The sequence below is a fragment of the Actinoplanes sp. NPDC048967 genome, from assembly GCF_040649415.1.
In the GTDB taxonomy this organism is placed as follows: domain Bacteria; phylum Actinomycetota; class Actinomycetes; order Mycobacteriales; family Micromonosporaceae; genus Actinoplanes.
Map to the genome: position 1 here is coordinate 350,185 of NZ_JBEZFL010000005.1, position 26,876 is coordinate 377,060.

Below are 26,876 nucleotides of genomic sequence, written 5' to 3' on the forward strand. Positions count from 1 at the left end.
TCATCCCCGGAGGAAAAGGCGGTCAGCCGGTCATCTGCCACTGCGGGACCGGCGTCAGTGACGTCGGCTCGCGCAGCAGCTCGCCGAACTTCTCCGCCGGCATCGGGCGGGCGAAGTAGTAGCCCTGCGCCGCGGTGTAGCCCAGCGCCAGCAGCTGCTCCGCCTGCTCGGCCGTCTCGACCCCCTCGGCCACCGCGTGCAGACCCAGCGCCTGGGCCAGGTGGATGACCGCCGCGGCGACCGGCGGACGGCCGTCGACCTGCGCCTGGGTGAAGGAGCGGTCCAGTTTGATCTCGTCGATCGGGCAGTCGTGCAGCAGCGTCAGCGTCGAATGGCCGGTGCCGAAGTCGTCCAGCGACACCCGTACGCCGAGCGCCCGCAGCCGGTGCAGGTTGGTGACCGGCTGGCCCGGTTCCAGGGCCATGGTCTCGGTGATCTCCAGCACGATCCGGTCAGGGGCCAGGCCGTACCCGCGCAACAGCGCCCCCACCTCGTCGGCGAAGCCGGGTTCGCGCAGGTCCCGGGCCGACACGTTGACGTTCAGCACGCCCGGGGCCGGCTCGCCGTAGGCGGCGATCCACTCCGCGAGCTGGGCGAACGCCGTGCGCATGACCCAGCGCCCGAGCGGCACGATCAGGCCGGTGCGCTCGGCGACCGGGATGAACGCGTCCGGGGCCAGCGTGCCGCGGGCCGGATGGGCCCACCGGACCAGCGCCTCGCAGCCCAGCACCCGGCCGTCGTCGAGCGAGACGATCGGCTGGTAGAGCAGGAAGAGCTGACCACCGGTGATCGCCGCACGCAGCTCGGCGCCGAGGTGGGCGTGCTCGGTGCCGTGCGCCGCCATGCTCGGCTCGTAGTGCAGGTACGCCGTGCCGGCCAGCTTCTTGGCCGCGTACATGGCGATGTCCGCGTGCCGCAGCAGCACCGACGGCTCGTCGCCGGTACGCCCGTCGGCGATGCCGATGCTGGCCCGGATCGGCAGCTCGTGACCGTCGGCGTAGACCGGCTGGCGCAGCGCGTTCATCATCCGCTCGGCGGCCAGGTCGGCGGCCGCGGGATCGGCGTCGTCCAGGACCACCACGAACTCGTCGCCGCCCAGGCGGGCCACGGTGTCGCCGGCCCGTACGCAGTCCGCGAGCCGCCGGGCCACGCCGACCAGCAGCAGGTCACCGACCTCGTGCCCGAGGGTGTCGTTGACCTCCTTGAAATCGTCCAGGTCGATCAGGGCCACCGCCACCGGGCGGTCGGTCGCGCCGGTCAGCGCCTGCTGCAGCCGGGTGTGGAAGAGCGCCCGGTTCGGCAGCTGGGTGAGCGCGTCGTGGGTGGCGCCGTGGTCCAGCTCGCTCAGCAGCCGGTTGTTGTCCCGGAACGCGATGAGCTGACGCAGGACCACCAGCGCCGTGGTCAGTACGGCGGCGACGACCACGGCCAGCTCGTCGGCGTCCCGGCGCAGGGTGACCGCCAGCAGCAGACCGTCGACCGCGGCGACCGCCAGGTACGGCAGCAGACTGAACGAGCGCCGCGGCGGGGCGACGATGTCGCGGCGCGCGCCGAGCCCGGCGGCCCGCTGCCGCATCGCGGCCATGGTGGCGAAGAAGTAGACGATCGGTGTGCAGGCCATGTCCGGGAACAGGTACGGGTCCGCGGCTTCGAACGGTCCCCGGAACAGCGGTCCCACGGCCCCGATCAACATGGCGGCGGCAATCAGCCGCAGCGCACCGTTGTTGACGTAGAGGTGGCTGGAGAGCACGAACTTGGCCACGGCGAACACCGCGAGCAGCGCGATCACGGTGACGAACAGCGAGGTGTAGACGGCGGTGCGGTCGCTGTCACCCAGGGCGTCGCGGGTGGCGTAGTGCCAGATGAACACCGCGGCGGCGATCATGACGGTGCCCGCGTCCAGGAAGACCCGCAGCAACTCGCCCCGCGACTGGCGGCCCAGCGGGAGCCGGAAGAGGGCGTACATGATGGCGCCGACGCCGGCGGTGCAGAACGCCAGCATGACCGGCCCGGTGTGGTTGTCGGCCGGGTCGTCGCTGGTCAGCACCTCGAAGGCCTGAACGGTGATGCCGATGCCGACCAGGGCGAGTGCGACGGAGAGGTGTCGCCAGAAGCGCCGGGTCGGCTCGGGCAGCGTCGTGGTGCGGGCGGTGCGCAGGAAGGCCAGAAACGTGACGATCGGGCCGAGAACGGACGGAAGCCACAGCACGGCCTTGGGCTCGAACGGGTGCAGGTAGTCGGCCAGCACGCCGAGAACGGCCAGGGCGGCGATGGCGCCCGAGGCCGGCACCAGCCGGTCACGAGGCGTGGCTGCCACCTCAGAACCGCCCATCCGTCAGCTCCCTCACCTCGTCCGCCTATCGTCCTGATCGGTAGTCCCAGCAGGTTCGTGAGCGATTGGGGCCCGGACGCCCCAGGTTTCCGCCTTCAAGATCATCGCCTACAGTGGATCACTGGAAGCCCGAGAACTCGCGTGGGAGCGTGTCGCTCTCCCCGGAACGAGGCCGGGGGTGGACGCCGCCACGTCCGCTCCCGGCCTCCCGGACGTCTGGACTAGCGTGAACGCGTGGCGCAGGACCCTGACCCGAGACCGCCGCTCCCGGTCCTCGCAGCGATCTCAGCGGGCGGCGTGCTGGGCGCGGTGTCCCGGTACGGCATCAGCGTGGCCTGGCCACCCGACCCGCGCGGCTTCCCCTGGTCCACCTGGATCGTCAACGTGACCGGCTGCCTGCTGATCGGGGTCCTGATGGTGCTGATCGCCGGCCTGCGCCCGCAACAACGCCTGATCCGCCCGTTCTGGGGCGTGGGGGTGCTCGGCGGTTACACGACTTTCTCCACGGCGAGCGTCGACGTGCTGCGCGCGGCGCCGGGCACCGGGCTGATCTACCTGGGCCTGACGCTGATCGGCGCCCTGCTCGCGGTCTGGGCCGGCACCGCAGCGACGGAAGCGGTGCTGCGGCGATGACAGTGCTGCTGGTGGCCCTGGGCGCGGCGATCGGGGCGCCGCTGCGGTACCTCACGGACCGGGCGGTCCAGGCCCGGCACCCGTCGACGTTCCCGTGGGGCACGTTCACGGTCAACGTGGCGGGATCGCTGCTGCTGGGCTACCTGATCGGTCTGCCGGTGGCGGCTTGGCTGTCGGCCCTGCTGGGGACGGGGTTCTGTGGGGCGCTGACCACGTACTCGACGTTCAGCTTCGAGACGTTGCGGTTGGTGCGGGAGGGGGACCGGGTGCTGGCTGGGGCGTACGCGATCGGCAGTGTGCTCGCCGGGCTGGGTGCGGCTTATGTCGGATTACTGCTGGCCCAAGCGGCGAGCTGACCCGACCACGGCTCACCTGGCGTCGAGGGCGGCGAGGGCCTCCCGTACCTGATCGGTGCCTTGATGATCCACCGCGTCGCAGAGGGCCAGCTGCCGGCGCAGGTGCCCGGCCGCCGCCTCGAGGTCACCGAGAGCGGTACGGGCCCAGGCCGACGCCCCCAGCGCCTCGATCTCCAGCAGGTCGTCGCGGGCCTGCTCAGCCGTCGCGACGGCGTCCTCGGCCGGTCCGAGCGCCTCCGCGGGCCGGTTGCCGGACCGGTGTGCCCCGGCGAGCCGGAGCAGGATCTCGGCGACGTCCCGAGCGGCGCAGTGGTCCCGGGCGATGGCCAGGGCGCGGCGGTAGTGCTCGACGGCGGCTTCGTAGCGACCGGCGAGCTCCTGAGCCTCGCCGAGATTGCTCTGGATCAGGGCGCGCAGATGGTTGGCCGCCGGCAGGGACTCGGCCAGCTGGCCCGCTTCCCCGAGCGGCCCGATCGCGTCCGCGGGTCGTCCCGCGTTGTTGTGCACCGCGCCGAGATTGACCAGCGCTGTCGCGGCTCCCAGCCGGTCACCGAGGTCGAGGCGCAGCTCGTACGCGCGGCGACAGCAGGCAGCCGCGTCGTCGTGCTGATCGAGCAGGCTGAACGGAATGGCCAGCCGGCTGGTGATCATCGCCTCGCCGGGCCGGTCGCCGGCTCGCGACGCCGCCCGCGCCGCCGCTGTGTAGAGCGTGATCCAGCGTCGCACGTGCCGGCGCCGGACCAGCCAGCCGTACAGCGCCGCGGCGATCTGCCAGCCGAGATCCGGCTGCGCCGCACAGGCCCGCTCGGCCGCGGCCAGGAGGTTGTCCGCCTCGCCGTCGAGCCACTCCATCGCGGTGTCGGCGTCGGCGAACCGGACCGGCTCGGGCGGCGACACGAAATTGGGACGCTCGGCCGGACGCAGGACGCGGTCGGCGGCATTCGCCATGTCCCGGTACCAGCGGAGCAGGCGCCGCATCGCCGCCTCCGGCGCCTCCGGCAGGCGCGTGGCCAGGTCACGCGCCACCAGGCGAACCAGGTCGTGCATGCGGTAGCGGCCCTCCTCGGTGCGGTGCACCAGGTGCACCGCCGTCAGACCGTCGAGCGAGGCCCGCACCTCGGCGGCACTCAGATCCGCCAGCGCCGCGCACGAGTCGACGGCCGGGAGGCGTCCGGGATGAACACCGAGCAGCGCCAGCATGCGGCCGGTGGGGGCGTCCAGGGAACGGATCGAGGCGGCGAGCGCCCGGCGGATGGACACGTCGTCGATCGCGAGGACACCGAGACGAACCTCCTCGTCCTCGAGCTCACGGACGAGAGCGTCCGCCCCGATGGCGTCACCCAGCCGGGCGGCGACGACCCGCAGGGCCAGGGGAAGGCGATCGCACAGGTCGACGAGCCGATCGAGCGTGGCCCGGTCGGCCGCCACGGGCCCGCTGATCGACTCGACGAGCGCCTTCGCGTCGCGATGATCCAGGGGCGCCAGCACGAGCCGGAAGGCGTGCTGCACGGCCACCAGCCCGTCGAGCCGGCTGCGGCTCGTGACGACCACCATGCAGCTGCCGCCTCCCGGCATGAGCGGGCGGATCTGCTGCGCGGTGGCCGCGTTGTCGAACAGCAGCAGAACCTTGCGGCCGGCCAGCTGGGACCGGAGGTCGGCGGCCGCCTCCTCCGGGTCGTGGGCGGCCTGCGCGGCCGGCACATCCAGGGCCCGCAGGACGCGGTCGATCACCGCGGTCACCGTCATCGGCGGCTCGTCGCCGAACCCGTGCAGGTCGACATAGATGTGGCCGTCCGGGAACTGGTCCTGCACGGACCAGCACCAGCGCAGGGCCAAGGCCGTCTTGCCCACGCCCGCGGGGCCGGTGATGATGACGGGAGACGCCGCGGCGGCGTCGGTACGCCAGGACCGCTCCAACGCCCGCAGCTCGTCGTCGCGGCCGACGAAGTCCTTCGGGGCGGCCGGCAACTGCTTCGGCACCGGGCGAGCCGCAACCGCCCGGAGCCGGACCGGAGCCGACGGCGGCGGCCGGGCCGGCGCGGCGACGGCGGGATCGTCGCGGAGGATCGCCTGCTCGAGGTGCTGAAGGTCGGCACCCGGCTCCAGGCCGAAATCGGCGATCAGCCGGGCCCGGGCCGTCCGGAACACCTCCAGCGCCTCGGTCTTGCGACCGGCCCGGTGCAGGGCCAGCATGAGCTGACCGGCCAGCGGCTCCGCGGTGGGCTGACGCGACACCAGCTCGGACAGCTCGTCGATGACGGCCGCGTGACGGCCGAGCGCCAGCTCGAGCTCGAAGCGGTCGACGAGCGCACCGAGCCACCGTCGTTCGAGCCGCTCGCGGCAGCGCTCGATCCAGCCGCTCGACAACCCGTCGAACGCCACGCCGCGCCACAGGCACAGCGCCTCCCGTAACAGGTCGAGCCGGGTGGAAAGCGCCGGCGCCTGACGGGCCTGCTCGACCGTGGCGGTGAAGCGGAGCACGTCGATCGCGTCGGCGGGCACCTCGACGGTGTAGGCGCCGGCCCGGTGGTGCAGCTGCACCCCGACGCCCCGCAACGTCGACCGCAGGCGCGCCACGTAGGTGTAGAGGACATCGCGGGCGCGGGCGGGCGGATCGTCGCCCCAGACCCGGCTGATGAGGGTGGCGGTCGGCACCGGGCGCTGCCCGTCCAGCAACAGCGCGACGAGCACGCAGCGCTGCCGCGCGGGCCCGAGCTCGACCCGCTCGCCGCGGTGCCACAGCTCGACCGGTCCGAGCAGCCGGAACTCCATGACGCTTCCCCCGTGGAGCGCATCCACCATCGAACGGTATCAGTGTCATGGTGCCGCCGGTGGCCCCGTCGTCGCTGGTGGCGGCCCTCGTTCAAGGTTCGCGCTGAGGACTTCTCAAGGGGCGGTGCCTAGCTTCATGGAGGTCAAGTCCCGGCAAGGGTCCGCACGGCAGAACACAGGAGGATCGATGCGCTTCTCGAGCAGGTCGCTGGTGGCGGCCGGAGTATTCGTACTGGCCCTGGGCGCGTGGGGAGCACCCGCGCAGGCTCACGTCATGACCGGCTATCAGGGCCTGGACAAGGCGTGGATCTCCAGCGACCACCGATCGATCACGGTGCAGGACAAAGAATGCGACAACCACGGCGTTTTCGCGGTCGTGAACCTCAGCGGGGGCGGCAGCACGAGCGTCAGTGACCCGGACGGGTGCAGCGGGAACACCGGTTTCCGCACCACGGGCGCGATCGCCAGCTTCTACGTCTGCGAGAACCAGGAAGGCTGCGGCGACACCGTCCGCGTCCAGTAACGCCCGGCGCACGGCCCCCGTCCCCGGGCGGAGGCCGTGCCGCCCGGCCGGAGACCTTTCGCCGATACGGAGTTGAAACTGTTTCGGGACAGCAGACGATCTTGCATGTTGTTAGCGTCCGACAGGTGAACGACCAGCCCTCGCGCCCCACCTCGCCGGCCGCACCGAACCCGGCGGCCGATCCCACCGCGGCTCCGGCTCCGGCCCCCGCCGCCCCGGCTCCCGCGGCCTGGGACCCGACCGCGGCCCAGCCTGCCCCCACCATGCCGGAGCCCACCGCGGTCCAGCCGCCGGTGACCCAGCCGGGCAACACGGAATGGCCGGCCGAGCAGGGCTGGGGTGCGGCCCCGCCCGCGCCGTACGGCGCTCAGCCGGGCGGCTTCGAAGGCGGCCAGCCTCCTGGCGCTCAGCCCGGCACTCCCTACGGCGCTCAGCCGGGCGGCTTCGACGGTAATCAGCAGGGCGCGCCTTACGGCGGCCAGTCCGGAGCGCCTTACGGCGCCCAGCCGGGTGCGCCTTACGGCGGCCAGCCCGGAGCGCCCTATGGCGCCCCGCAGCCCGACGGCTACCCCGGCTTCCCGGCCCCCGGCGCATCCCCCTACCCGCCGCCCGGCAGCGGCGGCACCAGCGGTTTCGCCATCGCCTCCCTGATCTTCGGCATCCTCGGCGGCATCCTGCTCAGCGTCATCTTCGGCATCGTCGCGCTCGTGCAGATCCGTAAGCGCGGGCAGACGGGCCGAGGTATGGCCATCGCCGGCCTCACCCTCTCGGGCTGCTGGGTGCTGCTGATCATCATCGGCGTGACGGCCGCCATCCTCAGCGACTCCGGCAACTCGTCGAGCAGCACCGCCGGTGGGGCCAACAGCGGCTCCGTCTCGGTCACCCAGCTGAAGCCGGGTGACTGCATCAACGGCATCCAGACCGTCGGCAGCGTCGAGGACCTTCCCGTCATCTCCTGCGCCCTGCCGCACGAGGGTGAGGTCTACGCCAACTTCAACCTGCCGGCCGGCCCGTGGCCGGGTGACGCCGAGGTGCAGAAGCAGGCCGAGAAGCTCTGCGAGGCCGAGCTCAAGGCGTACGCGGCCAGCCCGGCCGAGACCGTCGAGGTGCTCTACCTGCACCCGTTGCAGCAGTCCTGGTCCCGGGACCGGGGCGTGACCTGCGTGGCCACCGACGAACGCGGCACGACCACCGGCTCGGTACGCGACTGATTCTTTTCAGGACGAGGGGGGAAACAGCAGCTCGCCCATGTCCTCGTCGTTGAGCGGCTCGGCGAAGTAGTAGCCCTGCCCCAGCTCGCAGTTGCCGTCGGTCAGCTCGCTCAGCTGCCCCGCGTCCTCGATGCCCTCCGCGATCGTGGACAGGTGCAGCGCCTGGCCCAGCTGGATGATGCCCAGCGTCAGCGCCGCCGCGGCCGGCACGTCACCGACGTCGTCGACGAACGACTTGTCGATCTTGATGATGTCGATCGGGAACCGGCGCAGGTACGCCAGGCTCGAATACCCGGTGCCGAAGTCGTCGATGGCCAGCCGTACCCCCAGGCTCTTGATCTGCTCGAGCTGGCGCAGGGTCGACGGGCGGTGGTCGACCAGCAGTGACTCGGTCAGTTCGATCACCAGGCTGGTGGCCGGCAGGCCGCTGTTGCTCAGCGCCGACGCCACCACCTCCGGCAGGTCCGCCTGCTCCAGCTGGACCGCCGACATGTTGACGCTGACGCTCAGCGGGCGCTTGCCCACACGGCGCTCGTTCCACCGGGCCGCCTGCCGGCACGCTTCGCGCAGCACCCATTCGCCGATCGGGACGATCATCCCGGTCTCCTCGGCGAGCGGGATGAAGTCCAGCGGCGGGATGATCCCGCGCTCCGGGTGCTGCCAGCGGACCAGCGCCTCCAGCCCGGTGATCTCCCCGGTCTTCAGGTGCACGATCGGCTGGTAGCGCAGCTCGAACTCGTGCCGCACCACGGCCCGGCGCAGGTCCGCCTCCATCTGCAGGCCGGCCTGGAACACCGCCTGCATGGCCGGCTCGAAGATCTCGTAGCGGTCCTTGCCCTGCTTCTTGGCCTGGTACATGGCCAGGTCCGCGCTGACCATCAGCTCCTGGCCGTCGTGCCCGCCGGCCACGCTGTACGCCACGCCGACGCTGCAGCTGACGAAGGTCTCCTTGCCGTTGAGCTCGAACGGCTCACGCATGGCTTCGAGGATGCGCCGCGCCACCGGTACGGCCTCGTCCAGGCCATGCACCAGCGGCAACAGCACCGCGAACTCGTCGCCGCCGAGGCGTGCCGCCATGTCGGCCGACCGCAGGCACTTCTTGATCCGTTCGGCGGCCAGGACGAGGAGCTGGTCGCCGGCCGCGTGCCCGAGCGAGTCGTTGACGACCTTGAAGCGGTCCAGGTCGACGAAGAGCATGGCGACGCCGGCGTTCTCCTGCTCGGCCGTGGCGAACGCGCGGTCCATCCGGGCCTGGAACAGCGCCCGGCTGGCCAGTCCGGTCAGCGAGTCGTGGAACGCCTCGTTCATCGCCTCGAGGGTGCGGGCGTCGGTCAGCGCCAGGCTGACGTGCTCGGCGAACGCACGCAGTATTTCCTGCGCGGGCTTGTCCCATTCCCGGGGGCCGGTGTACGTGCCGACGGTCAGGCAGCCGACCACCGCGCCGTTCTCGTGCACGGGGATGGCCATCACGGCCTTGAGGCTGGAGCGCACCACCTCGGGGATGGCGATCGGCGAGTTGGCGTAGTCCTCCACCATGATCAGCTCGTCGCCCAGCACGGCCAGGCCGGCGACGCCCGCCGACGGCAGCGGGATGCGCTTCATCTTGGCCAGCACTTCGGGGGCGAAGCCGATGCTGGAGACCATCGAGCCGACCGACGGATCGTCCTTCTCCAGCAGGTTGAGCGAGGCCATCTCCAGGTCGAGCAGCTCGGCGGCGCCCGCGGTGATCGCGTCCAGGATCTGCTGCAGCGGGGCCCGGCGGGCGATCAGCCGCTGGATCCGGGTCAGGTGCTCGAACAGGCGCTGGCGTTCCTGCAGCGAGTCGGCCAGCCGGCCGTTCTCCCGGGCCTGCCGGCGTTCCGACTCGATGACGTGCAGGGCCTGCAGGCTCAGCTCGAGGACCAGGGCCATGCCGCGGAGCAGGCAGACGTCCTCGTCGGTGAAATCCGGGCCGGTGCGGCCGACGACCAGCGCGCCGGGTGCCTGGCCGGCCAGGGCCGCGCCGGTGACCGCGTACGCGGTGCCACCGAGATTCAGTACGCTGCGACGTCCGGCGGCCACCTCGGTGAGCACGGCCGGCCGCACCTGATCGGCCGGTACGCCGATGGTGGCGGCCACGCGTCCCTCGATGACCAGCACAGCAACCTCGGCGTCGAGGGCGCGCACCGCGCATTCGACGGCCGCGTACTGCGCCGCCGGTCCGTCCGGCCGGTCAGCGACCACGGAGAGGAACTCCGTCAGCTGCTGAGTTGCAAGCATGCCCATGACCCAGTCTGTCGGTTCGCCGGACGTGGAGCTGAGGTCTTCAGCGTGACCGTTTTCGGCCGCGCGCGTTGCCGTTCCCACACAGCGACCTTGATAAAGCTCCGGTAACAACCCGTCGGCGGGCTTCGCGGTGCCCGTACGCCCGCTCGGGCCCGTTCCGGTCTACCGAGTTCACACCACCGGGCAGCGACCGGGCAGAATTTTCGATCATTCGGGCATGACCTTCGTCCGCTTTCGCTGGCGAATGGGATGATATCCACCGGGTAGCCGCAGTACCGAAGCGGGCAGAGACACACCGAATCAGCCTGGTCTGTGATGGGGGCCACACGTTTCCCCGGTGTTACAAATGGTCCACGGCAGCCGCGGATGAGCGAATGCCTGGGTGGGCGGCCGGAGGTGGGAATGTGAACGCGGAAGAAAGACAGCATCAGATCGTCGCCCTGGCCCGCCGGCAGGGTGAGGTGGACGTCGCCAAACTGGCTGCCGAACTGACAGTTTCCGCCGAGACCATTCGGCGCGATCTGCGCCTGCTCGAAAAGCACGGACTGCTGCGGCGTACGCATGGCGGTGCGTATCCGGTGGAGACCGCGAAATTCGAGACCGATCTGGCCATGCGCACCACCCGGGGCGTGCCCGAGAAGCGGCGGATCGCCGCCGCGGCGGTCGGCCTGCTCGGGGACGCGGAGACCATCTTCATCGACGAGGGGTTCACCCCGCAGCTCATCGCCGAGGCCCTGCCGACCGACCGGCCGCTCACCGTCGTCACCGCCTCGCTGAACACAGCGGCCTGGCTGTCCACCTCCAGCCCGGCGACCGTTCTGCTGCTCGGCGGCCGGGTCCGGGGCCGCACGCTGGCCACGGTCGACCACTGGGCCAGCGGCATGCTGGCCGGCTTCGTCATCGATCTCGCCTTCGTCGGCGCCAACGGCATCTCCCGCGAGGTGGGTCTCACCACCCCGGACCCGGCCGTCGCCGACGTCAAGGCGCACGCCGTCCGGGCCGCCCGCCGACGGATATTCGCCGGCATTCACACAAAGTTCGGTGTGCGGACGTTCTGCCGCTTCGCCGAGATATCGGATTTCGAATCACTGGTCACGGACACCGGGCTGCCGGCGTCCGAGGCGCACCGCTATTCCCGGCTCGGGCCCCAGGTCATCCGGGTCTGACCGGAAAACATTTTCGCACTTGACTGCCGGCCATTTTTCGATCGCCGGCACGGTTCGCGCATGTCTGCAAACGGAGGATCTGCTGTGCAGAAACCAGGTAAGAAGCTCTCTCTGCTGATCGCGGGGGCGACCGCGGGCGCCCTCGTGCTCTCCGGGTGTTCCGGCGCCGGCTCCACCGGCGGTGGCGACACCGCCGACAACACCATCACCGTGCTCATGGTCGGCAACCCGCAGATGGAGGACATCCAGAAGCTGACCGCCGACAACTTCACCAAGCAGTCCGGCGTCACGGTGAAGTTCACGATCCTTCCCGAGAACGAACTGCGCGACAAGGTCACCCAGGACGTCGCCAACCAGGGCGGGCAGTACGACGCCGTGACGGTCGGCGCGTACGAGGTGCCGATCTGGGCCAAGAACGGCTGGCTGCACGAGGTCTCCACGCAGGCGGCGGCCGACTCGGCGTACGACCAGGCCGACCTGATCAAGCCGATGGTGCAGTCGCTGACCGGCGACGACGGCAAGATGTACGCGGCGCCGTTCTACGGCGAGTCGTCGTTCCTCATGTACAACAAGGACATGTTCGAGGCCAAGGGCCTCAAGATGCCGGAGAAGCCGACCTGGGCGCAGGTCGCCGACTTCGCCGCCAAGCTGGACGACAAGGGCAAGGGCGTGGCCGGCATCTGCCTGCGCGGCCTGCCCGGCTGGGGCGAGATGTTCGCCCCGCTGACCACGGTCGTCAACACGTACGGCGGCACCTGGTTCGAGAAGGACTGGACGCCGAAGGTCAACGCCCCCGAGTTCAAGGAAGCCGCCAACTTCTACGTCAACCTGGTCAAGCAGCACGGCGAGGCCGGCGCACCGCAGGCCGGCTTCACCGAGTGCCTGAACACGTTCGGTCAGGGCAAGGCAGCCATGTGGTACGACGCCACGTCCGCGGCCGGCACGCTCGAGGACCCGAACTCGTCCAAGGTGGCCGGCAAGGTCGGTTACGCGTACGCCCCGGTCAACAAGACCGAGTACTCCGGCTGGCTGTGGACCTGGGCGTTCGCGATGCCCAAGACCACCAAGAAGGCCGACAACGCCTGGAAGTTCATCTCGTGGGCGACCAGCAAGGACTACGAGAAGCTGGTCGGCGAGAAGCTCGGCTGGTCGCGGGTGCCGTCCGGCAAGCGCACCTCGACGTACTCGATCCCGGAGTACAAGGAGTCGGCCAAGGCCTTCGCGGACATCACGCTCGGTTCGATCGAGAACGCCAACCCGACCAACCCGGGTCTGCAGCCCCGGCCCGCGCTGGGTGTGCAGTTCGTCGGCATCCCCGAGTTCGCGGACCTCGGCACCAAGCTCTCGCAGGAGCTCAGCGCCTCCCTGGCCGGGAGCAAGACGGTCGACGCGGCACTGAACGACGGACAGAAACTCGCCGAAGAAGTGGCGAAGAACTACAAGTAGTGCCCGCGGGGGTGCCGTCGTGACGGCACCCCCGCACCGACCGGAAGGTTAGCAATGACCGACGTCATCACCCGGGCGGACGCGCAGACCGAGGCCCCGCCGCCCGTCTCCCGCGGAGGCGCCAAGGAGCGCTGGGTACGGCGGGCGCCCCTGCTGCCCGCACTGATCTTCGCCATCATCGTGACCCAGGTCCCGTTCCTGGTCACGATCTACTTCTCCACGCTCAGCTGGAACGCGCTGCGCCCGGGTTCGAAGAAGTTCGTCGGCATCGACAACTACGTCACCGTGCTCACCGACAACCGGTTGCGCTCCGCGCTGCTCAACACGGTGGTGCTGACCGCCGGTGCGGTGATCTTCTCGATGATCCTGGGCCTGGCCCTGGCCATCCTGCTCGACCGTAAGTTCTTCGGCCGGTCCATCGTGCGGACCATGCTCATCACGCCGTTCCTGATCATGCCGGTGGCGGCCGCGCTGCTGTGGAAGCACGGCATCTACAACCCGGACTACGGCCTGATCAACGGCATCTTCGGGGGCAGCACCGCCTGGGCGACGTCGTATCCCAAGACCGCCATCATCACCACGCTGGTGTGGCAGTGGACGCCCTTCATGATGCTGATCCTGCTGGCCGGTCTGCAGTCGCAGAGCAACGACGTGCTGGAGGCGGCCCGGATGGACGGCGCCGGCGCCTGGCGCATCTTCACCCGGATGACCCTGCCGCACCTGCGCCAGTACCTGGAGCTGGGCGCGCTGCTGGGCTCGATCTACCTGGTGAACACGTTCGACGCGATCTACACGATCACCCAGGGCGGTCCCGGCACGGCGACCACCAACCTGCCGTACGAGATCTACCAGACCATCTTCAGCAAGTTCGAGTACGGCGAGGCCTCCGCGGCCGGCGTCGTCGTGGTCATCCTGACGATCATCGTGGCGACGTTCGCGCTGCGGGTCATCTCGGGTCTGTTCAAGGTGGAGGAGGGCCGATGAGCACCACTACCGCCGGTGGGCGCCGGGTCCAGAACGCGGCCTGGGGCGTGGTGGCCTGGGTCGCCGGGATCATCTTCGTCTTCCCGGTCATCTGGATGCTGCTGACCAGCCTCAAGCAGTCCAAGGACGTCACCACCAACCCACCCGTGTGGTTCTTCACGCCGACCTTCGAGCACTTCTCGAACGTGTTCGACAGCAACATCACGCCGTTCCTGCTGAACTCGCTGATGGCCAGCGTGTTCTCCACGCTGATCGTGGTGATGCTGGCGACCCCGGCGGCGTACGCGTTGTCCCTGCGCCCGGTGGCCAAGTGGAGCGACGCGTTGTTCTTCTTCATCTCCACCAAGATGATGCCGGTGGTCGCCGCCGTACTGCCGGTGTACCTGCTGACGGTGAAGATCGGCATGAAGGACAACATCTGGACGATGGTCATTCTCTACACCTCGATGAACCTGCCGCTGGCCATCTGGATGATGCGGTCGTTCCTGCTCGAGGTGCCGCGGGAGGTGCTGGAGGCCGGCGAGGTCGACGGCGCGGGCCTGATCACCTCGATCCGGCGGATCATCCTGCCGATGGTGTCGCCCGGCCTGGCCGCCACGGCGCTGATCTGCTTCATCTTCACCTGGAACGAGTTCTTCCTGGCGGTGAACCTGACCGACACGAACGCCAGCACGGCGCCGATCTTCCTGCTCGGCTTCATCTCCGGCCGGGGCCCGTTCCTGGCCGACCTGTCCGCCGCCGCCGTCCTGCTCTCGCTGCCGGTGCTGCTGGCCGGCTGGGTCGCGCAGAACAAGCTGGTCCGTGGACTCTCGATGGGAGCGGTCAAGTGAAGGCAGCCGTCGTCGTCACCCCCGGCACGATCGCGGTGCAGACCGTGCCGGATCCCACCCCGGGCCCGTACGACGTGGTGGTCCGGCCGGCCGCGGTCGGCATCTGCGGCACCGACCTGCACATCATGGACGGCGAGTTCGCGCCGGCCTTCCCGATCGTGCCGGGTCACGAGTTCGCCGGCGAGATCGTGGAGCTCGGCGCGCAGGTCACCGGGTACTCGGTCGGCGACCAGGTCGCGGTCGACCCGTCGCTGTACTGCGGTTACTGCTACTACTGCAAGCGGGCGCGGGGCAACCAGTGCGAGAACTGGAACGCGATCGGGGTGACCCGCAGCGGTGGTGCGGCCGAGTTCGTGGCCGCCCCGATGGCCAACCTGTTCAAGCTGCCGGCGCACCTGGCCGCCCGGGACGCCGCGCTGATCGAACCGCTGTCCTGCGCGGTCCGCGGCTTCGACGTGCTGCCCCGCCGGATGGCCGACACGTTCCTGATCTACGGCTCCGGCACGATGGGGCTGATGATGCTGGAGCTGGCCAAGCGGGCCGGCGCGGCCACGGTGTCCATGGTGGATCTCAATCCCGAGCGCCTGGAGACGGCCCGGCGGCTCGGCTGCAGCGCGGCCGTGACCAGCGCCGACGAGCTCGACGCGCCGCGCGGCTGGGACGTCGTGATCGACTGCACCGGTGCGGCGCCGGCGATCCGCGACGGGCTGGCCCGGGTCGGCCGGGGCGGCACGTTCCTGCAGTTCGGGGTGTCCGGCTACGACGCCCGGGTGGAGATCGAGCCGTACGAGATCTACCGGCGCGAGATCACCATCACCGGCTCGATGGCAGTGCTGCACAGCTTCGACCGGGCCGGGGAGCTGATGGCGGCCGGGGTGCTGGCGCCGGAGATCTTCGTCAGTCACCGGTTCCCGCTGGACAGCTATGCGCAGGCGCTCGACCAGTTCCGGGCCGGGGTGGGACGGAAGATCCTCATCGAACCCTGACGAGAGGCGGTGCCCCCACCGCGCCCACCGGCCGCCGGTGAGCAGCGAGCAGCTCACCGGCTGACGGACTGTGGATCCTCGTCGCCGAAGAACTCCCGGATCTGGGTGAGGGTCAGATAGCCCTGCGCGTCCACCTCGCCGGTCTCCGGCACCACGGCCCGGCAGGTGACCTCCAGCTCGCGGGCGTGCTCCGGCAGGTCGGGCAGCGGCGGCACCGGCGGCAGCGCACCCAGGCCCATCGCCTCGCGGATCACCTCGAACATGCCGGTCACCTCGTGCACCGCCAGCGGGAACAGTTCCGCCGGACGCCGGCTGCCGGGCGCCGGAGCGGCACAGGTGAAGTTGGCCCGCAGCTTGCCGCTGACCTTGCAGATGTCGGCGCTGGGCCGCAGGTGGTCGAGTGGGCCCTCGGCGACGATCCCGAGCTCGCACTCCGGTACGCCCGCCGCGTCCCACCAGCGTTGCCAGGCCGGGTCGCCGTCGAGAGTCATCACGACGTGCTGCAACGCGACCATGTACGCCTGTGGTGCCCGGCCGTCCACGGTGGTGGTCCCCATGAGGGGATGGAGCCAGTCCATCACCGCATCGTTACATTCCGGTCATAGTGCACGGTGCATTCCGGCCCCGCGCGTACGGGTGGCTCGTCAGGCCGTGGCGGCGTCCAGCAGAGCGGCCGCCACCGCGCGGGCCGCGGTGGCCGCCGCGGCCGAGCGGTCCATCCGGGCGCCGACCGAGGTGCCGTCGTAGAGGACGACCAGCTGTGCGGCCAGCGCCTCGGGGTCCCGGGCGCCGGCCTCGCGGGCCAGGTCGGTGAACAGCCCACGGGTCCAGGCGCGGTTCTCGTCGCACACCTGCTGGACCACCCCGTCCGGCGGCGACTCCGCGCTGGCGTTGTAGAAGGGGCACCCGCGGAACGACGGCGAGGCGGCCAGCTCGGCCAGGACGTCGAAGACGCCCAGCAGACGGTCGCGCGGGGTGTCGAAGCGTTCCAACGCAGTCAGGATGCGTGCCCTGCGGCGCCGGTGCCGGTCCTCCAGGTAGGCCCGGATCAGCCCGTCCTTACTGCCGAACGCGCTGTACAGCGTGGCCTTGGCGACGCCGGCATGCTCGATGACCCGGTCGATGCCGACCGTGTGCACGCCCTGCGCGTAGAAGAGCTCGTCGGCGGCGGCGAGGAGCCGGTCACGGGCGGACGGCCGGGGGGCGACGGGGTTCGGGGGTGACGCAGCGGACATGCGATTGACGATAGCAGACAGATCTGTCTAGTGTCGGGAACGTCAGACAGACCTGTCTGTTCGGAAGGCGAGGAAGTGCCATGACCACCACCGCTAACCGCACGACCGCCCGTACCGGTGATCCGGCCGTCCGCCGCAAACGCCTGTCCCGTCCGGTGGCCTTCGCCGCGATCGCGGCGATCTTCGTGACCTTCACGGCCGCGTCCAGCGCGCCGTCGCCGCTCTACGTGGTCTACCAGCAGCTGTGGGGCTTCTCGGCGGTCACGCTGACCGTCGTCTTCGCCGTCTACGTCGTCGGCCTGATCGGCGCCCTGCTGGTGCTCGGCGCCCTGTCCGACCACGTCGGCCGCCCGCCGGTGCTCGCCGCCGCGATCGGCCTGGAGATCGTCGCCCTCGTTCTCTTCCTCGCCGCCGGTGACGTCCCGGTGCTGCTCGCCGCCCGCTTCCTGCAGGGCATCGCGACCGGCGCCGCCCTCACCACCCTCGGCGCCGCCCTGGTCGATCTCAATCCGCCGCACGCGCCCGGCCGGGCCGGGCTGGTCAACAGCGTGGTGCCGCCGGCCGGCCTGGCGATCGGCTCCCTCGGCACCGGCGCGCTGGTGCAGTTCGCTCCCGGCCCCACCCACTTCGTCTACGCCCTGCTGCTCGCCGGGATGGCCGTCGCCGCTCTGGTCGTGCTGGTGATGCCGGAGACCTCCGGCCGGCGTCCCGGTGGTGTCGCGTCCCTGATCCCCCGGCTCGGCGTGCCGGCCCGGCTGCGCGGCGCGGTGTTCGCTCTCGTGCCGATCATCGTGGCGAGCTGGGCCCTGGGTGGTCTCTACCTCTCGCTCGGCCCGTCCGTCGCGGTCGGCGTCTTCGGGCTGGCCAACCACCTGATCGGCGGCCTGGTCGTGACCCTGCTCTGCGGCACCGGCGCGGTGACCGCGTTCGCGCTGCGGACCTGGCCGACGCCGCGGGTGCTCACCATCGCCGGAGCCCTGCTCACCGTGGGCACCGCGGTGACCCTGGTCGGCGTGCAGACCGGCAACGTGGTGTTCGGCGCGGTCGGCACGGCGCTGGCCGGGATCGGCTTCGGCGCCTCCGCGCTGGCGAGCTTCGGCACCCTCGCCCTGCTGGCCGCTCCGCACGAGCGCGGCGAGCTGTTCGCGGTCGCGCTGACCATCGCGTACGTCGCCTTCAGCCTGCCGGCGGTGATCGCCGGGCTCGCCGCCACCTCCGCCGGCCTGCACCCCACCACGGTGGTCTACGGGCTGGTGGTGGTCGCGCTGGGGCTGGCCGCGCTGGCTGCTCAGCGGGTGCGGCGGGCCTGAGCGACCGGCTCTTTCGTGGTAACCCCCCGGCGTGGACGGCTGTTGAACAGTCGTTCGCGCCGGAGCATATGGGGCGAAACCACACGAAGGGCTGGGCATGACAAGACTTCTGGCGACTGCCGCCACGTTCGCGCTGGCACTGGGCGGCGCGGCCGTCGCGTCCGGCGCGCACGCGGAGCCGCCGCGTGGCGCTCCCGGGTACCCCACGATCACCTGGGGCGAGTGCGAGAACGCCGCCCTCAAGACGCGCAAGGCGGAGTGCGGCTTCCTGGCCGTCCCGCTGGACCACGCGGCGCCCGCCGGCCGCAAGATTCAGCTCGCCGTCTCCCGGATCAAGCACTCGGTCCCGGACCGCGACTACCAGGGCGTCATGCTGGTGAACCCCGGTGGTCCCGGCGGCTCCGGACTGCCGCTGCCGGTGCTCGGTGACCTGGTGCCGGACCAGGCCGGCGCAGCGTACGACTGGATCGGTTTCGACCCGCGCGGCGTCGGGGCCAGCAAGCCGGCGCTGACCTGCGATCCGAAGTACGCCGGCTACAACCGGCCGCCGTACGTGCCCAGCACCCGCGCGATCGAGAAGGCCTGGCTGGCCCGGGCCAAGGGCTACGCCGCGGCCTGTGCCCGGAACGGTGGCGCGTTGCTCGACCACCTGAGGACCACCGACACCGTGCGGGACCTGGAACGGCTGCGGATCGCGCTGGGCGTGGAGCAGATCAATTTCTACGGCTTCTCGTACGGCACATACCTCGGTCAGGTGTACGCCACCCGCCACCCCGACCGGGTCCGCCGGATGGTGCTCGACGGCAACGTCGACCCCGGCCGGGTCTGGTACGACGCCAACCTCGACCAGGACCTCGCGTTCGACCGCAACATAAAGATCTACTTCCGCTGGCTGGCCGACCACGACGACGTCTACCACCTCGGTCGGAGCGCCCGGAAGGTCGAGAAGCTGTTCTACGCCGAGCAGGCGAAGCTGGCCCGCAAGCCGGCCGGTGGGGTGCTCGGCCCGGACGAGCTGACCGATGTCTTCCTCCAGGCCGGGTACTACGTCTTCGGCTGGGAGACGGTCGCGTCGGCGTTCGCGAGCTGGGTCAACGACGACGATCCGGCGGAGCTGCGCAAGCTCTACGACGACAACAACACCCAGGAGCCCGGCTCCGACAACGGCTACGCGATCTACCTCGGGGTGCAGTGCACCGACGCCCGGTGGCTGGCGTCCTGGCAGCGCTGGCAGACCGACAACTGGCGGGTGCACCGGCGCGCGCCCTTCGAGACCTGGGGCAATGCCTGGTACAACGCGCCCTGCCGGGACTGGGCCGGCGAGCCCGGCCAGCCGGTCGCGGTCGACGGGAGCAAGGCCCCGCCGCTCCTGCTGATCAGCGAGACGCTGGACGCGGCCACCCCGTTCTCGGGCAGCCTCGAGGTCCGCAAGCGCTTCCCGCGCTCGGCGCTGATCGAGGGCGTCGGCGGCACGACCCACGCGGGCTCACTCTTCGGCAATCGGTGCGTGGACCACGCGGTCGCCGACTACCTCGCGACGGGCGCCCTGCCCCGGCGGGTCAAGGCGGACCGGTCGGACAAGCAGTGCAAGCCCATCGCGCCGCCGGACCCGACACCGGCAGCGGCCACGACCACGACGGAGCGCACCGAGAGCGCGGCTGTGCGGACCCGGCTGGAACTGCAGAAGCTCATCCGTTAGTCCTCCGGCACGACCTTGTGCCGCAGCTCGGCCGGGATCAGCTCCAGCAGCTGGTCCCGGCGCAACGGCAGGTCCAGCAGGCTCAGCTTGACCTGGCTGCGGTTCTGGTGCCGGTCGGGGGACAGGCGGACCACCTCGGCGGCCTTCTCCCGCAACCCGGCCGCCAGGACGTCGCCGCCGGTGAGCTCGCCGGCCGCCGTACCGTCGACGTCCACCGCGACCGGCGCACTGTCGGCGGCCACGGTCAGCGCCACCCGGTCACCCGCGCCCAGCACCACCGACCGGCCGATGCCCGCCATCGGCGCGACCGGGGTGATCACCACGGCGGCGGCCGAGGGGGACAGCACCGGGCCGCCGGCCGCGTAGTTGTACGCCGTCGAGCCGTTCGGCGTCGAGATGACCACGCCGTCGCACCGGTAGTAGCCGTACTGCCGGCCGTTGACCGTCAGGTCCACCGAGACCGCGCCGGTGCGACCGAGCCGGGCCAGCACCACGTCGTTGAAGCCGTAGCGGTTGGTCAGGGGGACCGGGCCGGCGTCGGCCACCAGGCAGCCGTGCGACTCGACCGTGAAGTCCCCGCGGTGCAGCTGCTCCAACGCCTCGCCCAGCGTCGCCGGGGTCACCTCGACCAGGAAACCCAGGTTGCCGTGGTTGACCCCGAGCACGGGCACCGGCCGTTCGGCCACCAGCCGCATCGCGCCCAGCATCGTGCCGTCGCCGCCCAGCGCCACCAGGCCACCGACCCGCTGGAGGAACTCCTGCTCCGGAACGGTCTCGACGTCCGCGGGCACCCGGCCCGCGTCGGCCGTACGGGCCAGCACCCGGCCCCGATGGGTACGCGCCCAGGCCGCCAGCGTGGCCACCGAATCGGCGACCGGCTTGGTGGGGTGCAGGACCAGACCGACCGTGTCCACCGCTGTTTCCAGGCTCACAGGCCAACCCTAGTCAGATCCACCGCCACGCCCGGTAGGCTTCGGGGCGCGAAGGGGAGTAGCTCCCAATGTCGTGGTCGACATACTGGCTCTGCGGTTCGAGAGCCCGGCCACACAGCCTCGGATTCACACCCTCGGATCTGCAGTTCCGGATCCGTGAGGCGAGCGAGACCTTCGACTTGGCCGCGTTTCTTCACGGCCGGGTCGAGGTCGCCCTGCGCCCGAACCCCGGTCCGCTACCCACCGGGAGTTCTCATGGACGGGTTCCTCGTCGCCACCGCGCTCAGCTTCGCGGTCATCTTCGTCGCCGAGCTGGGCGACAAATCGCAGCTCATGGCGCTCACGTTCGCCACCCGCTTCAAACCCGTGCCGGTGCTGATCGGCATCACCGTGGCCACCGCCGTGGTGCACGCCGTCTCCGTCGGCATCGGCTACGGCCTCGGCGCCACCCTGCCGACCGGCTGGATCTCCCTGGTCGCGGGCATCGCCTTCCTCGCGTTCGGCGCGTGGACGCTGCGCGGCGACAAGCTCACCGACGAGGAGAAGACCAAGGCCGAGCGCTCGACCGGCTCGGCGATCCTGGCCGTCGGCGGCGCGTTCTTCCTGGCCGAACTGGGCGACAAGACGATGCTCGCCACCATCACGCTGGCCACCCAGCACGGCTGGTTCGGCACCTGGCTCGGCTCCACGCTGGGCATGGTCGCCGCCGACGCGCTGGCCATCCTGGTCGGCCGGCTGCTCGGCCGGCACCTGCCAGAGAAGGTCATCAAGTACGGCGCCGCGGCGCTCTTCGCTATCTTCGGCATCTGGCTGCTCGTGGAAGCCCTCATCGAGCTCAACTAGCAAGGGGACGCCGTGCTGCAGTACCGGGCCGAGTTCGACGCCACCGTCATGTTCAGCACCGGCGGGGGCCTGCACGCGCAGAGTTTCAAGGTCGACGTGCCGCACGCCGACGCCACCGAGGCGCAGATCGGCGCGCTCTTCGTGGCGGCGTGCCGGCTGCGCGACGTGGAACGGGTCGAGCTGCGCAATGTCCGGATCTTCGCCGAGCCGCACCTGGGCACCCCGGCCGGCCCGGCGGACCCGGCCCGGCGCTGGGTCGAGCTGAGCCACGTCATCGCCGAGGGCCTGGTCACCCTGCCCGGCCTGCCGGCCCCGACGTTCACCCCGCACCTGACCCGCGAGGCCTCCCGCGACGTGTACGCGCCGGGCACCGAGTTCGCCATCGACCTGATCACCATGGTCGGCAACACGGGCACGTACCTGGACAGCCCGTTCCACCGCTACCCGGACGGCACCGACCTGGCCGGGCTGCCCCTGGAACGGCTGGCCGACCTGCCGGCGGTCGTCGTGCGCACCGCGGGCAGCGGGGTCCGCACGGTCGGCGTCGAAGCGCTGGAGGGCCTGGAGGTCGCGGGCCGGGCGGTGCTGCTGCACACCGGCGGCGACGCCCACTGGGCCACCCCGGAGTACGTCATCGACGCGCCCCACCTCGGCGAGGCCGGGGCGCAGTGGCTGGTCGACCACGGCGCGGCGCTGGTCGGCATCGACGCGGCGAACATCGACGCCATGACCCCGAGTGGCGAACGACCCGCGCACACGCTGCTGCTGGCCGCCGGCATCCCGATCGTCGAGCACCTCACCGGGCTCGGGGACCTGCCGCCGACCGGTGCCCGGTTCACGGCCGCACCACCCCGGGTGTCTGCGTTCGGCACGTTCCCGGTCCGGGCGTACGCGTCGGTGCCGGCCATCGAGCCGCACGACCACCTCAGGTCCGGAGGGTGGCTGCCGACGTCAGGCGGGTGACCCCCGACCCGGACGCCCCGCTCGGCGCGCACGACGACACCGCCCCCGACGCCCGCTGCGCCGACCGCCCCGCGGACGCCACCGCGGCCGACGTCCTCCCCGCGGACGCCACCGCGGCCGACGCCCTCTGTGCCGATCTCACCGCGGCCGGCCGGCACGACGAGGCGATACGTCTCGCCGGGCGGGCCGTGCACGCCGATCCGCGCCGAGCCGCCGGCTACGACCGGCTGGCCCGCGTGCTGCTCGGCGCCGGGCGGTTCGCGGACGCCGAGGAGGCCGTCCGGACCGCCGCCACACTCGAGCCGGGCAGCCCGGACCGGCTGCTCATCCTCGCCGCCGCGCAGGCCGGGCTCGGCCACCGCCACCAGGCGCGGCGCACGCTGCTCGCGGTGCTGGAGCTGGATCCGCGGCACGCGGCGGCGAAGAAACAGCTCGCCGGACTGGAGGCGCCGGCCCCGCGAAAAGCCCGGGCCAGATCCGGCAACCGCGCCATGCTGGTCCCCGCGCTGGTTATGGTGCTGGTCGGAACCGTGCTGCTGGTGCGTCAGGCGACCGCGGCCGCGGTGGCCTGCCTGGTGCTGGCGGCAGTGCTCCTGCTGGGTGGGTTTCCCGGAAACCGCTCAGAACAGCCCTGACGGTGCCGATGATGGCGGTGTGAGCTTTAACTCCGGAGCAAGGCGATGACCGACCTGGACGCGGCGCGGGCGCGGGTGCAGCAGCCCGGCGCGCCCGGGCTGAGCACGCCCACGGAGATCGGGGTCGCGCGGGCCGCCGCCCTCTTCGAGCGGGTGGACCCGGCGGCCGCGGCGGCGCATCTCGAGCCGGTGCTGGCCGCCGACCCGCAGTCCGCCCCCGGCTGGATCCTGCTGGCCCGCATCCGGCTCGTGCTGGACGAGGTGGACAAGGCCCTGGACGCGGCGAACCGGGCGATCGCGCTGGTTCCGGAGGATCCCCGGCCGCTGGCCATCGCCAGCCGCGCGCTCACGCTGCTGGGCCGGCACGAGGAGGCGGTGACGATGGCCTACCGGGCCGTCATCGTCGAGCCGAAGAACCCGCTGTGGCACGACCGGGTCGCCTGGTCGCTGCTGGCCGCCGATCGGCAGTACGCCGACGCCGAGCAGGCCGCCCGCACGGCCATCGGGCTGGCTCCCGACGAGGCGCACTACTACTTCACCCACGGCGTGACGCTGGACGCGCTCGGGCACGCCGACCAGGCCCGCCAGGCGTTCCTGATCTCGCTGAAGCTGGAGCCGGAGAACCCGGTCGCCCAGCACCGGCTCGCGGTGCTCAACGGCGAGAACGTCCGGGCGCCGGAGAAGAAGAAGCGGGGCTGGAAGCTCTTCGGCAAGCGCGGGGGTGGGGCGGCTATGCCGGTACGCCCCGAGGAGTACCTGCCCTAGCCCGCATGATCAGCCAGACCAGCCAGCCCGTACCGATGATGAAGCCGAAGCTGATCAGCCGGTAGAGCACCACCGCGGCCACCGCGGAAGCGCTGGTCAGCCCGCCCGCCACCAGACCCAGCACCAGCGCGCCGTCGACCACGCCGAGCCCGCCGGGCACGATCGGCACGCTGGCCGCGGCCATCCCGGCGCAATACGCGATCACCAGCTGGGCCGGATGGATGCCGGTGGCGCCGACCGCGATGCAGCACATCCACAGGCACAGCGCGTCCAGCAGCCAGTTAGCCACGGCCAGCACCACCGCGAGGGTGAAATCGGCCGGGCGGACCCGCACCGAGCGCAGCTGGTCGACGAAGTTCACCAGCCGCGCCTGCCCGGAGTCCCCGGGCCGGCGGCGCACCTTGTTGACGCCGCTGAGCAGCCGCCGGGCCGGGCCGATCAGCCACTCCGGGTGCTGGGCGACCAGGCGCACCAGGAACGCGACGGCCAGCGCGCCGCCCATGTAGCAGAGCAACGTCCGCCAGCTGCCGGTGCTGCGGGTCAGGATGCCGAAGACCGCCCCGATCACGACCAGGGCGCCCGCCGACAGCACCCCGCTGAGCGCTATGCACCAGGAGGCGACCGCGGAGGAGGCACCGTAGCGGCGCAGGGTGCGGAAGTTGAAGGCGGTGGAGAAGACCGGGCCGCCGGGCAGGGTCGCGCTCAGCGAGTGGGCCGCGTACGCCAGCGCCACGTGCCGGCGTACCGGGACGCTGGTGCCGGCGCCGCGCAGCAGGGCCTGCTGCATCCGGGCGTAGGTGCCCATCGAGGCGATCTCGGCCACGACCGCGCCGGCGACCCAGTTCCAGGCCGGGGTCCGCAGCTGATGCACCGCCTCGGCCAGCGACGACCACCCGATCACCAGTTCGGTGCCGAGAATGAGCACGATGACGCCCACGACGGCCGGCGTGCGGCGCCACCAGGCCGGCGGTACGGTCTCCTGCGAAACGGCCATCGCCGCTCATCGTCGCACCATCCGCGCCGGTCGGCAGGGCGTTCAGCGGGTGTAGGCCACCAGCGCCAGGCTCCGCAGATAGGCCGGCTCGCGGGCCCGCAGGAGCAGGGTGAAGTCCGGGGCGAACAGGGACAGCTTGCGCTTGCCGTCCTGGTACGTCCGGACCAGCAGGTTGCCGTCCGGGTCGAAGACGGCGCCGATGACGCGGCCGGAGACCGGCAGGTCGACGATGTCGCCGGTCACCGTGTCCAGCACCGCGTCGGCGGGCGCCGCGGCCGGGTCCGCCGTCCCGGCCGGGTCCGCGGTGTTCTGCTCGAGGTGCACGGTCACGAGGTCACCGGTGGCGTCGACGCTGACCGGGCGGCAGGCGGCGCGCCCGCCTGTGTCGCCGCTCTCGGGCACGGGCGTGCCGGACTGCGCGTTCGTCTCCGCGACCTTCAGCCCGCAGCCGGCGGTGCCGTAGACCAGCGTGGAGCCGTCACCGGACCAGCGGAAATGCTGGCCGTCGAGGCCGCTGGGCAGCGGGGTCAGGGCGCCCGAGGCCACGTCCAGCACGGCCGGCTCGGTGGTGTCGATGAGCAGCTGGGCACCGTCCGGGGACCATGCCGGGGCCTGGCTCGCCGATGTCGTCCCCGCGTACGCCTGCTGGGGCTCGCCGCCGCCGGTGTCCACCACCATGAGACTGCCGTCGGCCACGTAGGCGACCCGGGCTCCGTCGGGGGAGACGCCGACCGTCGCGTACGGCTTCGAGAGCACCGTCTCCAGCTGGTCCCCCGGAGTCAGTCGGACCAGGCGGCCCTCGTCGCCGCGGTCCGCGTAGAAGATGTGGCCCGGCAGGTCCGCGATGGACGTCGAGCGCGGGCTGCTCGTGGTGGCGGCCGGCCGCGGCCGGTCGGACCGGCTCTTGCGCGGAGGTGCCGCCGCCTGGCTGCCCGTTGCGGTGCTCCGGTCCTCAGTGGCGACCGGGGCCGAGGCCGAGGGGGCGAGGGGTGGACCGGCCACCGGCGCCGCCGGCCGCGGACCGGAGCGGGGCAGCTGCCACAGGCCACTGCCCAGCAACGCCAGGGCGACCACGGCGGCCGTCGTGCCCACCGCGGCCTCGCGGCGGCCCAGCCGGCGCGAGCGGGCCAGCGAGCGCTCGTACAGGTCGGCGGGCGCGACGTTGTCGGCCAGCTCGCGCAGCTCGTCGCGCAACGGATCGGGCCCGGTCATCGGCCGGCCTCGTGCACGTCGGCCAGGACCCGCAGATCGGGCACCAGCGTGCGGAGCTTGTCCAGCGCGCGGCCGCACTGGGTCTTGACCGTGCTGACCGAGACGCCGAGCATCTGCGCCGCCTCGACCTCGGTGTGGTCCTCGAAGTAGCGCAGCACGATCACCGCGCGCTGTTTCGGGCTCAACGAGAGCAGCGCCCGGTGCAGGGTGACCCGGCGGACGGCGGCCTCGGCGGGGTCGTCGGTGCTGCCGCCGTGGCGTTCCAGGTCGTCGCCGGGCAGGGACTCGGCGACCTTCGGCCGCCGCCAGAGGGAGACCTGGGCGTGATACATGACCTTGCGGGCGTACGCCTCGGCGTTGCTGGGCTTCTCCAGCCGGGACCAGGCGCGGTGGGTGCGGGCCAGCGCCTCCTGCACGAGGTCCTCGGCGAGGTGCTGGTCGCCGGTCAACAGGAAGGCCGAGCGCAGCAGGGCATGGGAACGCTCACGAACGAAATCCGCATAGGCACAGTCGCGAGCGTCGTCCATCCCCAGCTGTCCGATCGGCGTCCGGAAGGAGTCGTGAGCGTACAGCGGGCGGTCAATCGCCGCGTCAGTGCTCACTTCTCGTCTCCGAACCCGGTTTCTCGCGCTGTGCCTCGATGGTCGCGCCAGCCGATGCCCCCCGTTACCACCCAGCACCGGCTCACGCGCGTACGCCAGGAAGACGCGCGGATGTGGATCTACGGGTGACAGTACGTTCGGCCGATTCGTTCTGGTACGAACGGTCAGCGAGTTCCGGTGGT

At 71.5% G+C, this 26,876-nt stretch carries 24 protein-coding genes; 15 read left to right on the forward strand and 9 right to left on the reverse strand.

What is annotated here, in order from left to right; genetic code table 11:
- Positions 1–22 precede the first annotated feature (22 nt).
- Positions 23–2,332, reverse strand: a complete 2,310-nt coding sequence (locus AB0C12_RS23415; protein WP_360551200.1) for an EAL domain-containing protein — start codon at positions 2,330–2,332, stop codon at positions 23–25.
- A gap of 234 nt (positions 2,333–2,566) precedes the next feature.
- Here AB0C12_RS23415 and AB0C12_RS23420 point away from each other — a divergent pair, with 234 nt between their 5' ends.
- Together AB0C12_RS23420 and crcB are read left to right on the forward strand one after the other, a co-directional pair.
- On the forward strand, positions 2,567–2,965 hold the full coding sequence (locus tag AB0C12_RS23420) for a CrcB family protein (protein WP_360551202.1): 399 nt from the start codon (positions 2,567–2,569) through the stop codon (positions 2,963–2,965).
- Positions 2,962–3,321, forward strand: coding sequence for a fluoride efflux transporter CrcB (crcB, locus tag AB0C12_RS23425; RefSeq protein ID WP_360551204.1), 360 nt, complete (start codon positions 2,962–2,964; stop codon positions 3,319–3,321). Before AB0C12_RS23420 ends, crcB begins: the two co-directional genes overlap by 4 nt.
- A 12-nt stretch (positions 3,322–3,333) precedes the next feature.
- Here crcB and AB0C12_RS23430 read toward each other — a convergent pair whose 3' ends face one another.
- A complete protein-coding gene (locus tag AB0C12_RS23430) occupies positions 3,334–6,093 on the reverse strand; it encodes a BTAD domain-containing putative transcriptional regulator (RefSeq protein WP_360551206.1) in 2,760 nt (919 codons plus the stop codon).
- A gap of 187 nt (positions 6,094–6,280) precedes the next feature.
- Here AB0C12_RS23430 and AB0C12_RS23435 point away from each other — a divergent pair, with 187 nt between their 5' ends.
- Both AB0C12_RS23435 and AB0C12_RS23440 read left to right on the forward strand, forming a co-directional pair.
- Positions 6,281–6,616, forward strand: coding sequence for a hypothetical protein (locus AB0C12_RS23435; protein ID WP_360551208.1), 336 nt, complete (start codon positions 6,281–6,283; stop codon positions 6,614–6,616).
- Positions 6,617–6,741: 125 nt separating this feature from the next.
- Positions 6,742–7,827: a DUF4190 domain-containing protein gene (locus AB0C12_RS23440; protein ID WP_360551210.1), complete on the forward strand. Its 1,086-nt coding sequence runs from the start codon at positions 6,742–6,744 to the stop codon at positions 7,825–7,827.
- A 6-nt stretch (positions 7,828–7,833) separates the two neighbouring features.
- Here AB0C12_RS23440 and AB0C12_RS23445 read toward each other — a convergent pair whose 3' ends face one another.
- Entirely contained in the window at positions 7,834–10,092 is a 2,259-nt protein-coding gene (locus AB0C12_RS23445; RefSeq protein WP_360551212.1) for an EAL domain-containing protein, read from the reverse strand.
- A 404-nt stretch (positions 10,093–10,496) separates the two neighbouring features.
- Here AB0C12_RS23445 and AB0C12_RS23450 point away from each other — a divergent pair, with 404 nt between their 5' ends.
- From AB0C12_RS23450 to AB0C12_RS23470, 5 genes are all read left to right on the forward strand, one after another.
- Positions 10,497–11,258 (forward strand): DeoR/GlpR family DNA-binding transcription regulator, encoded by a 762-nt coding sequence (locus tag AB0C12_RS23450; RefSeq protein ID WP_360551214.1) that lies wholly within the window; start codon positions 10,497–10,499, stop codon positions 11,256–11,258.
- An 84-nt stretch (positions 11,259–11,342) separates the two neighbouring features.
- Entirely contained in the window at positions 11,343–12,704 is a 1,362-nt protein-coding gene (locus AB0C12_RS23455; RefSeq protein WP_360551216.1) for a sugar ABC transporter substrate-binding protein, read from the forward strand.
- A 54-nt stretch (positions 12,705–12,758) separates the two neighbouring features.
- Complete coding sequence (locus tag AB0C12_RS23460; protein WP_360551218.1) at positions 12,759–13,688, forward strand: sugar ABC transporter permease; 930 nt, start codon at positions 12,759–12,761, stop codon at positions 13,686–13,688.
- Positions 13,685–14,518, forward strand: coding sequence for a carbohydrate ABC transporter permease (locus AB0C12_RS23465; protein WP_360551220.1), 834 nt, complete (start codon positions 13,685–13,687; stop codon positions 14,516–14,518). Before AB0C12_RS23460 ends, AB0C12_RS23465 begins: the two co-directional genes overlap by 4 nt.
- The gene (locus AB0C12_RS23470) at positions 14,515–15,504 is read left to right on the forward strand and encodes a zinc-dependent alcohol dehydrogenase family protein (protein ID WP_360551222.1); all 990 of its coding nucleotides are present in this window, start codon (positions 14,515–14,517) and stop codon (positions 15,502–15,504) included. The genes AB0C12_RS23465 and AB0C12_RS23470 overlap by 4 nt, the downstream gene beginning before the upstream one ends.
- A gap of 53 nt (positions 15,505–15,557) precedes the next feature.
- On the opposite strand, the gene AB0C12_RS23475 is transcribed toward AB0C12_RS23470, so the two are convergent.
- Both AB0C12_RS23475 and AB0C12_RS23480 read right to left on the reverse strand, forming a co-directional pair.
- Positions 15,558–16,061: a hypothetical protein gene (locus AB0C12_RS23475; RefSeq protein WP_360551224.1), complete on the reverse strand. Its 504-nt coding sequence runs from the start codon at positions 16,059–16,061 to the stop codon at positions 15,558–15,560.
- Positions 16,062–16,148: 87 nt separating this feature from the next.
- Positions 16,149–16,739, reverse strand: coding sequence for a TetR/AcrR family transcriptional regulator (locus AB0C12_RS23480; protein WP_360551226.1), 591 nt, complete (start codon positions 16,737–16,739; stop codon positions 16,149–16,151).
- Positions 16,740–16,819: 80 nt separating this feature from the next.
- Between AB0C12_RS23480 and AB0C12_RS23485 the strand changes: the two genes are divergently transcribed.
- Together AB0C12_RS23485 and AB0C12_RS23490 are read left to right on the forward strand one after the other, a co-directional pair.
- Entirely contained in the window at positions 16,820–18,049 is a 1,230-nt protein-coding gene (locus tag AB0C12_RS23485) for an MFS transporter (RefSeq protein WP_360551228.1), read from the forward strand.
- A 97-nt stretch (positions 18,050–18,146) separates the two neighbouring features.
- The gene (locus AB0C12_RS23490; protein WP_360551230.1) at positions 18,147–19,748 is read left to right on the forward strand and encodes an alpha/beta hydrolase; all 1,602 of its coding nucleotides are present in this window, start codon (positions 18,147–18,149) and stop codon (positions 19,746–19,748) included.
- On the opposite strand, the gene AB0C12_RS23495 is transcribed toward AB0C12_RS23490, so the two are convergent.
- Positions 19,745–20,662: an NAD(+)/NADH kinase gene (locus tag AB0C12_RS23495; protein WP_360551953.1), complete on the reverse strand. Its 918-nt coding sequence runs from the start codon at positions 20,660–20,662 to the stop codon at positions 19,745–19,747. The two genes, AB0C12_RS23490 and AB0C12_RS23495, sit on opposite strands and share 4 nt — an antisense overlap.
- Before the next feature lie 273 nt (positions 20,663–20,935).
- Here AB0C12_RS23495 and AB0C12_RS23500 point away from each other — a divergent pair, with 273 nt between their 5' ends.
- The 4 genes from AB0C12_RS23500 to AB0C12_RS23515 are packed head-to-tail and all read left to right on the forward strand — an operon-like array spanning position 20,936 to position 23,886.
- Complete coding sequence (locus tag AB0C12_RS23500) at positions 20,936–21,523, forward strand: TMEM165/GDT1 family protein (RefSeq protein ID WP_360551232.1); 588 nt, start codon at positions 20,936–20,938, stop codon at positions 21,521–21,523.
- Positions 21,524–21,535: 12 nt separating this feature from the next.
- Positions 21,536–22,486 (forward strand): cyclase family protein, encoded by a 951-nt coding sequence (locus AB0C12_RS23505; RefSeq protein WP_360551234.1) that lies wholly within the window; start codon positions 21,536–21,538, stop codon positions 22,484–22,486.
- Positions 22,462–23,121 (forward strand): tetratricopeptide repeat protein, encoded by a 660-nt coding sequence (locus AB0C12_RS23510; RefSeq protein WP_360551236.1) that lies wholly within the window; start codon positions 22,462–22,464, stop codon positions 23,119–23,121. Before AB0C12_RS23505 ends, AB0C12_RS23510 begins: the two co-directional genes overlap by 25 nt.
- A 45-nt stretch (positions 23,122–23,166) precedes the next feature.
- Complete coding sequence (locus AB0C12_RS23515; RefSeq protein ID WP_360551238.1) at positions 23,167–23,886, forward strand: tetratricopeptide repeat protein; 720 nt, start codon at positions 23,167–23,169, stop codon at positions 23,884–23,886.
- On the opposite strand, the gene AB0C12_RS23520 is transcribed toward AB0C12_RS23515, so the two are convergent.
- From AB0C12_RS23520 to AB0C12_RS23530, 3 genes are read right to left on the reverse strand one after another with little or no spacing between them, the layout of a single operon-like run.
- Entirely contained in the window at positions 23,852–24,880 is a 1,029-nt protein-coding gene (locus tag AB0C12_RS23520; RefSeq protein ID WP_360551240.1) for a YbhN family protein, read from the reverse strand. The two genes, AB0C12_RS23515 and AB0C12_RS23520, sit on opposite strands and share 35 nt — an antisense overlap.
- Before the next feature lie 42 nt (positions 24,881–24,922).
- The gene (locus tag AB0C12_RS23525; RefSeq protein ID WP_360551242.1) at positions 24,923–26,092 is read right to left on the reverse strand and encodes a hypothetical protein; all 1,170 of its coding nucleotides are present in this window, start codon (positions 26,090–26,092) and stop codon (positions 24,923–24,925) included.
- Positions 26,089–26,619, reverse strand: a complete 531-nt coding sequence (locus AB0C12_RS23530; RefSeq protein WP_360551955.1) for a SigE family RNA polymerase sigma factor — start codon at positions 26,617–26,619, stop codon at positions 26,089–26,091. Before AB0C12_RS23530 ends, AB0C12_RS23525 begins: the two co-directional genes overlap by 4 nt.
- Positions 26,620–26,876: the final 257 nt, after the last annotated feature.

Bases quoted from the DNA above. Each gene is read 5' to 3' on its own strand.
- AB0C12_RS23415 (WP_360551200.1), bottom strand. From the start codon at position 2,332: ATGGGCGGTTCTGAGGTGGCAGCCACGCCTCGTGACCGGCTGGTGCCG.
- AB0C12_RS23480 (WP_360551226.1), bottom strand. From the start codon at position 16,739: ATGTCCGCTGCGTCACCCCCGAACCCCGTCGCCCCCCGGCCGTCCGCC.
- AB0C12_RS23430 (WP_360551206.1), bottom strand. From the start codon at position 6,093: ATGGAGTTCCGGCTGCTCGGACCGGTCGAGCTGTGGCACCGCGGCGAG.
- AB0C12_RS23520 (WP_360551240.1), bottom strand. From the start codon at position 24,880: ATGGCCGTTTCGCAGGAGACCGTACCGCCGGCCTGGTGGCGCCGCACG.
- AB0C12_RS23500 (WP_360551232.1), top strand. From the start codon at position 20,936: ATGGACGGGTTCCTCGTCGCCACCGCGCTCAGCTTCGCGGTCATCTTC.
- AB0C12_RS23530 (WP_360551955.1), bottom strand. From the start codon at position 26,619: ATGGACGACGCTCGCGACTGTGCCTATGCGGATTTCGTTCGTGAGCGT.
- AB0C12_RS23485 (WP_360551228.1), top strand. From the start codon at position 16,820: ATGACCACCACCGCTAACCGCACGACCGCCCGTACCGGTGATCCGGCC.
- AB0C12_RS23515 (WP_360551238.1), top strand. From the start codon at position 23,167: ATGACCGACCTGGACGCGGCGCGGGCGCGGGTGCAGCAGCCCGGCGCG.
- AB0C12_RS23435 (WP_360551208.1), top strand. From the start codon at position 6,281: ATGCGCTTCTCGAGCAGGTCGCTGGTGGCGGCCGGAGTATTCGTACTG.
- AB0C12_RS23525 (WP_360551242.1), bottom strand. From the start codon at position 26,092: ATGACCGGGCCCGATCCGTTGCGCGACGAGCTGCGCGAGCTGGCCGAC.
- AB0C12_RS23490 (WP_360551230.1), top strand. From the start codon at position 18,147: ATGACAAGACTTCTGGCGACTGCCGCCACGTTCGCGCTGGCACTGGGC.
- crcB (WP_360551204.1), top strand. From the start codon at position 2,962: ATGACAGTGCTGCTGGTGGCCCTGGGCGCGGCGATCGGGGCGCCGCTG.
- AB0C12_RS23465 (WP_360551220.1), top strand. From the start codon at position 13,685: ATGAGCACCACTACCGCCGGTGGGCGCCGGGTCCAGAACGCGGCCTGG.
- AB0C12_RS23460 (WP_360551218.1), top strand. From the start codon at position 12,759: ATGACCGACGTCATCACCCGGGCGGACGCGCAGACCGAGGCCCCGCCG.
- AB0C12_RS23475 (WP_360551224.1), bottom strand. From the start codon at position 16,061: ATGGGGACCACCACCGTGGACGGCCGGGCACCACAGGCGTACATGGTC.
- AB0C12_RS23445 (WP_360551212.1), bottom strand. From the start codon at position 10,092: ATGGGCATGCTTGCAACTCAGCAGCTGACGGAGTTCCTCTCCGTGGTC.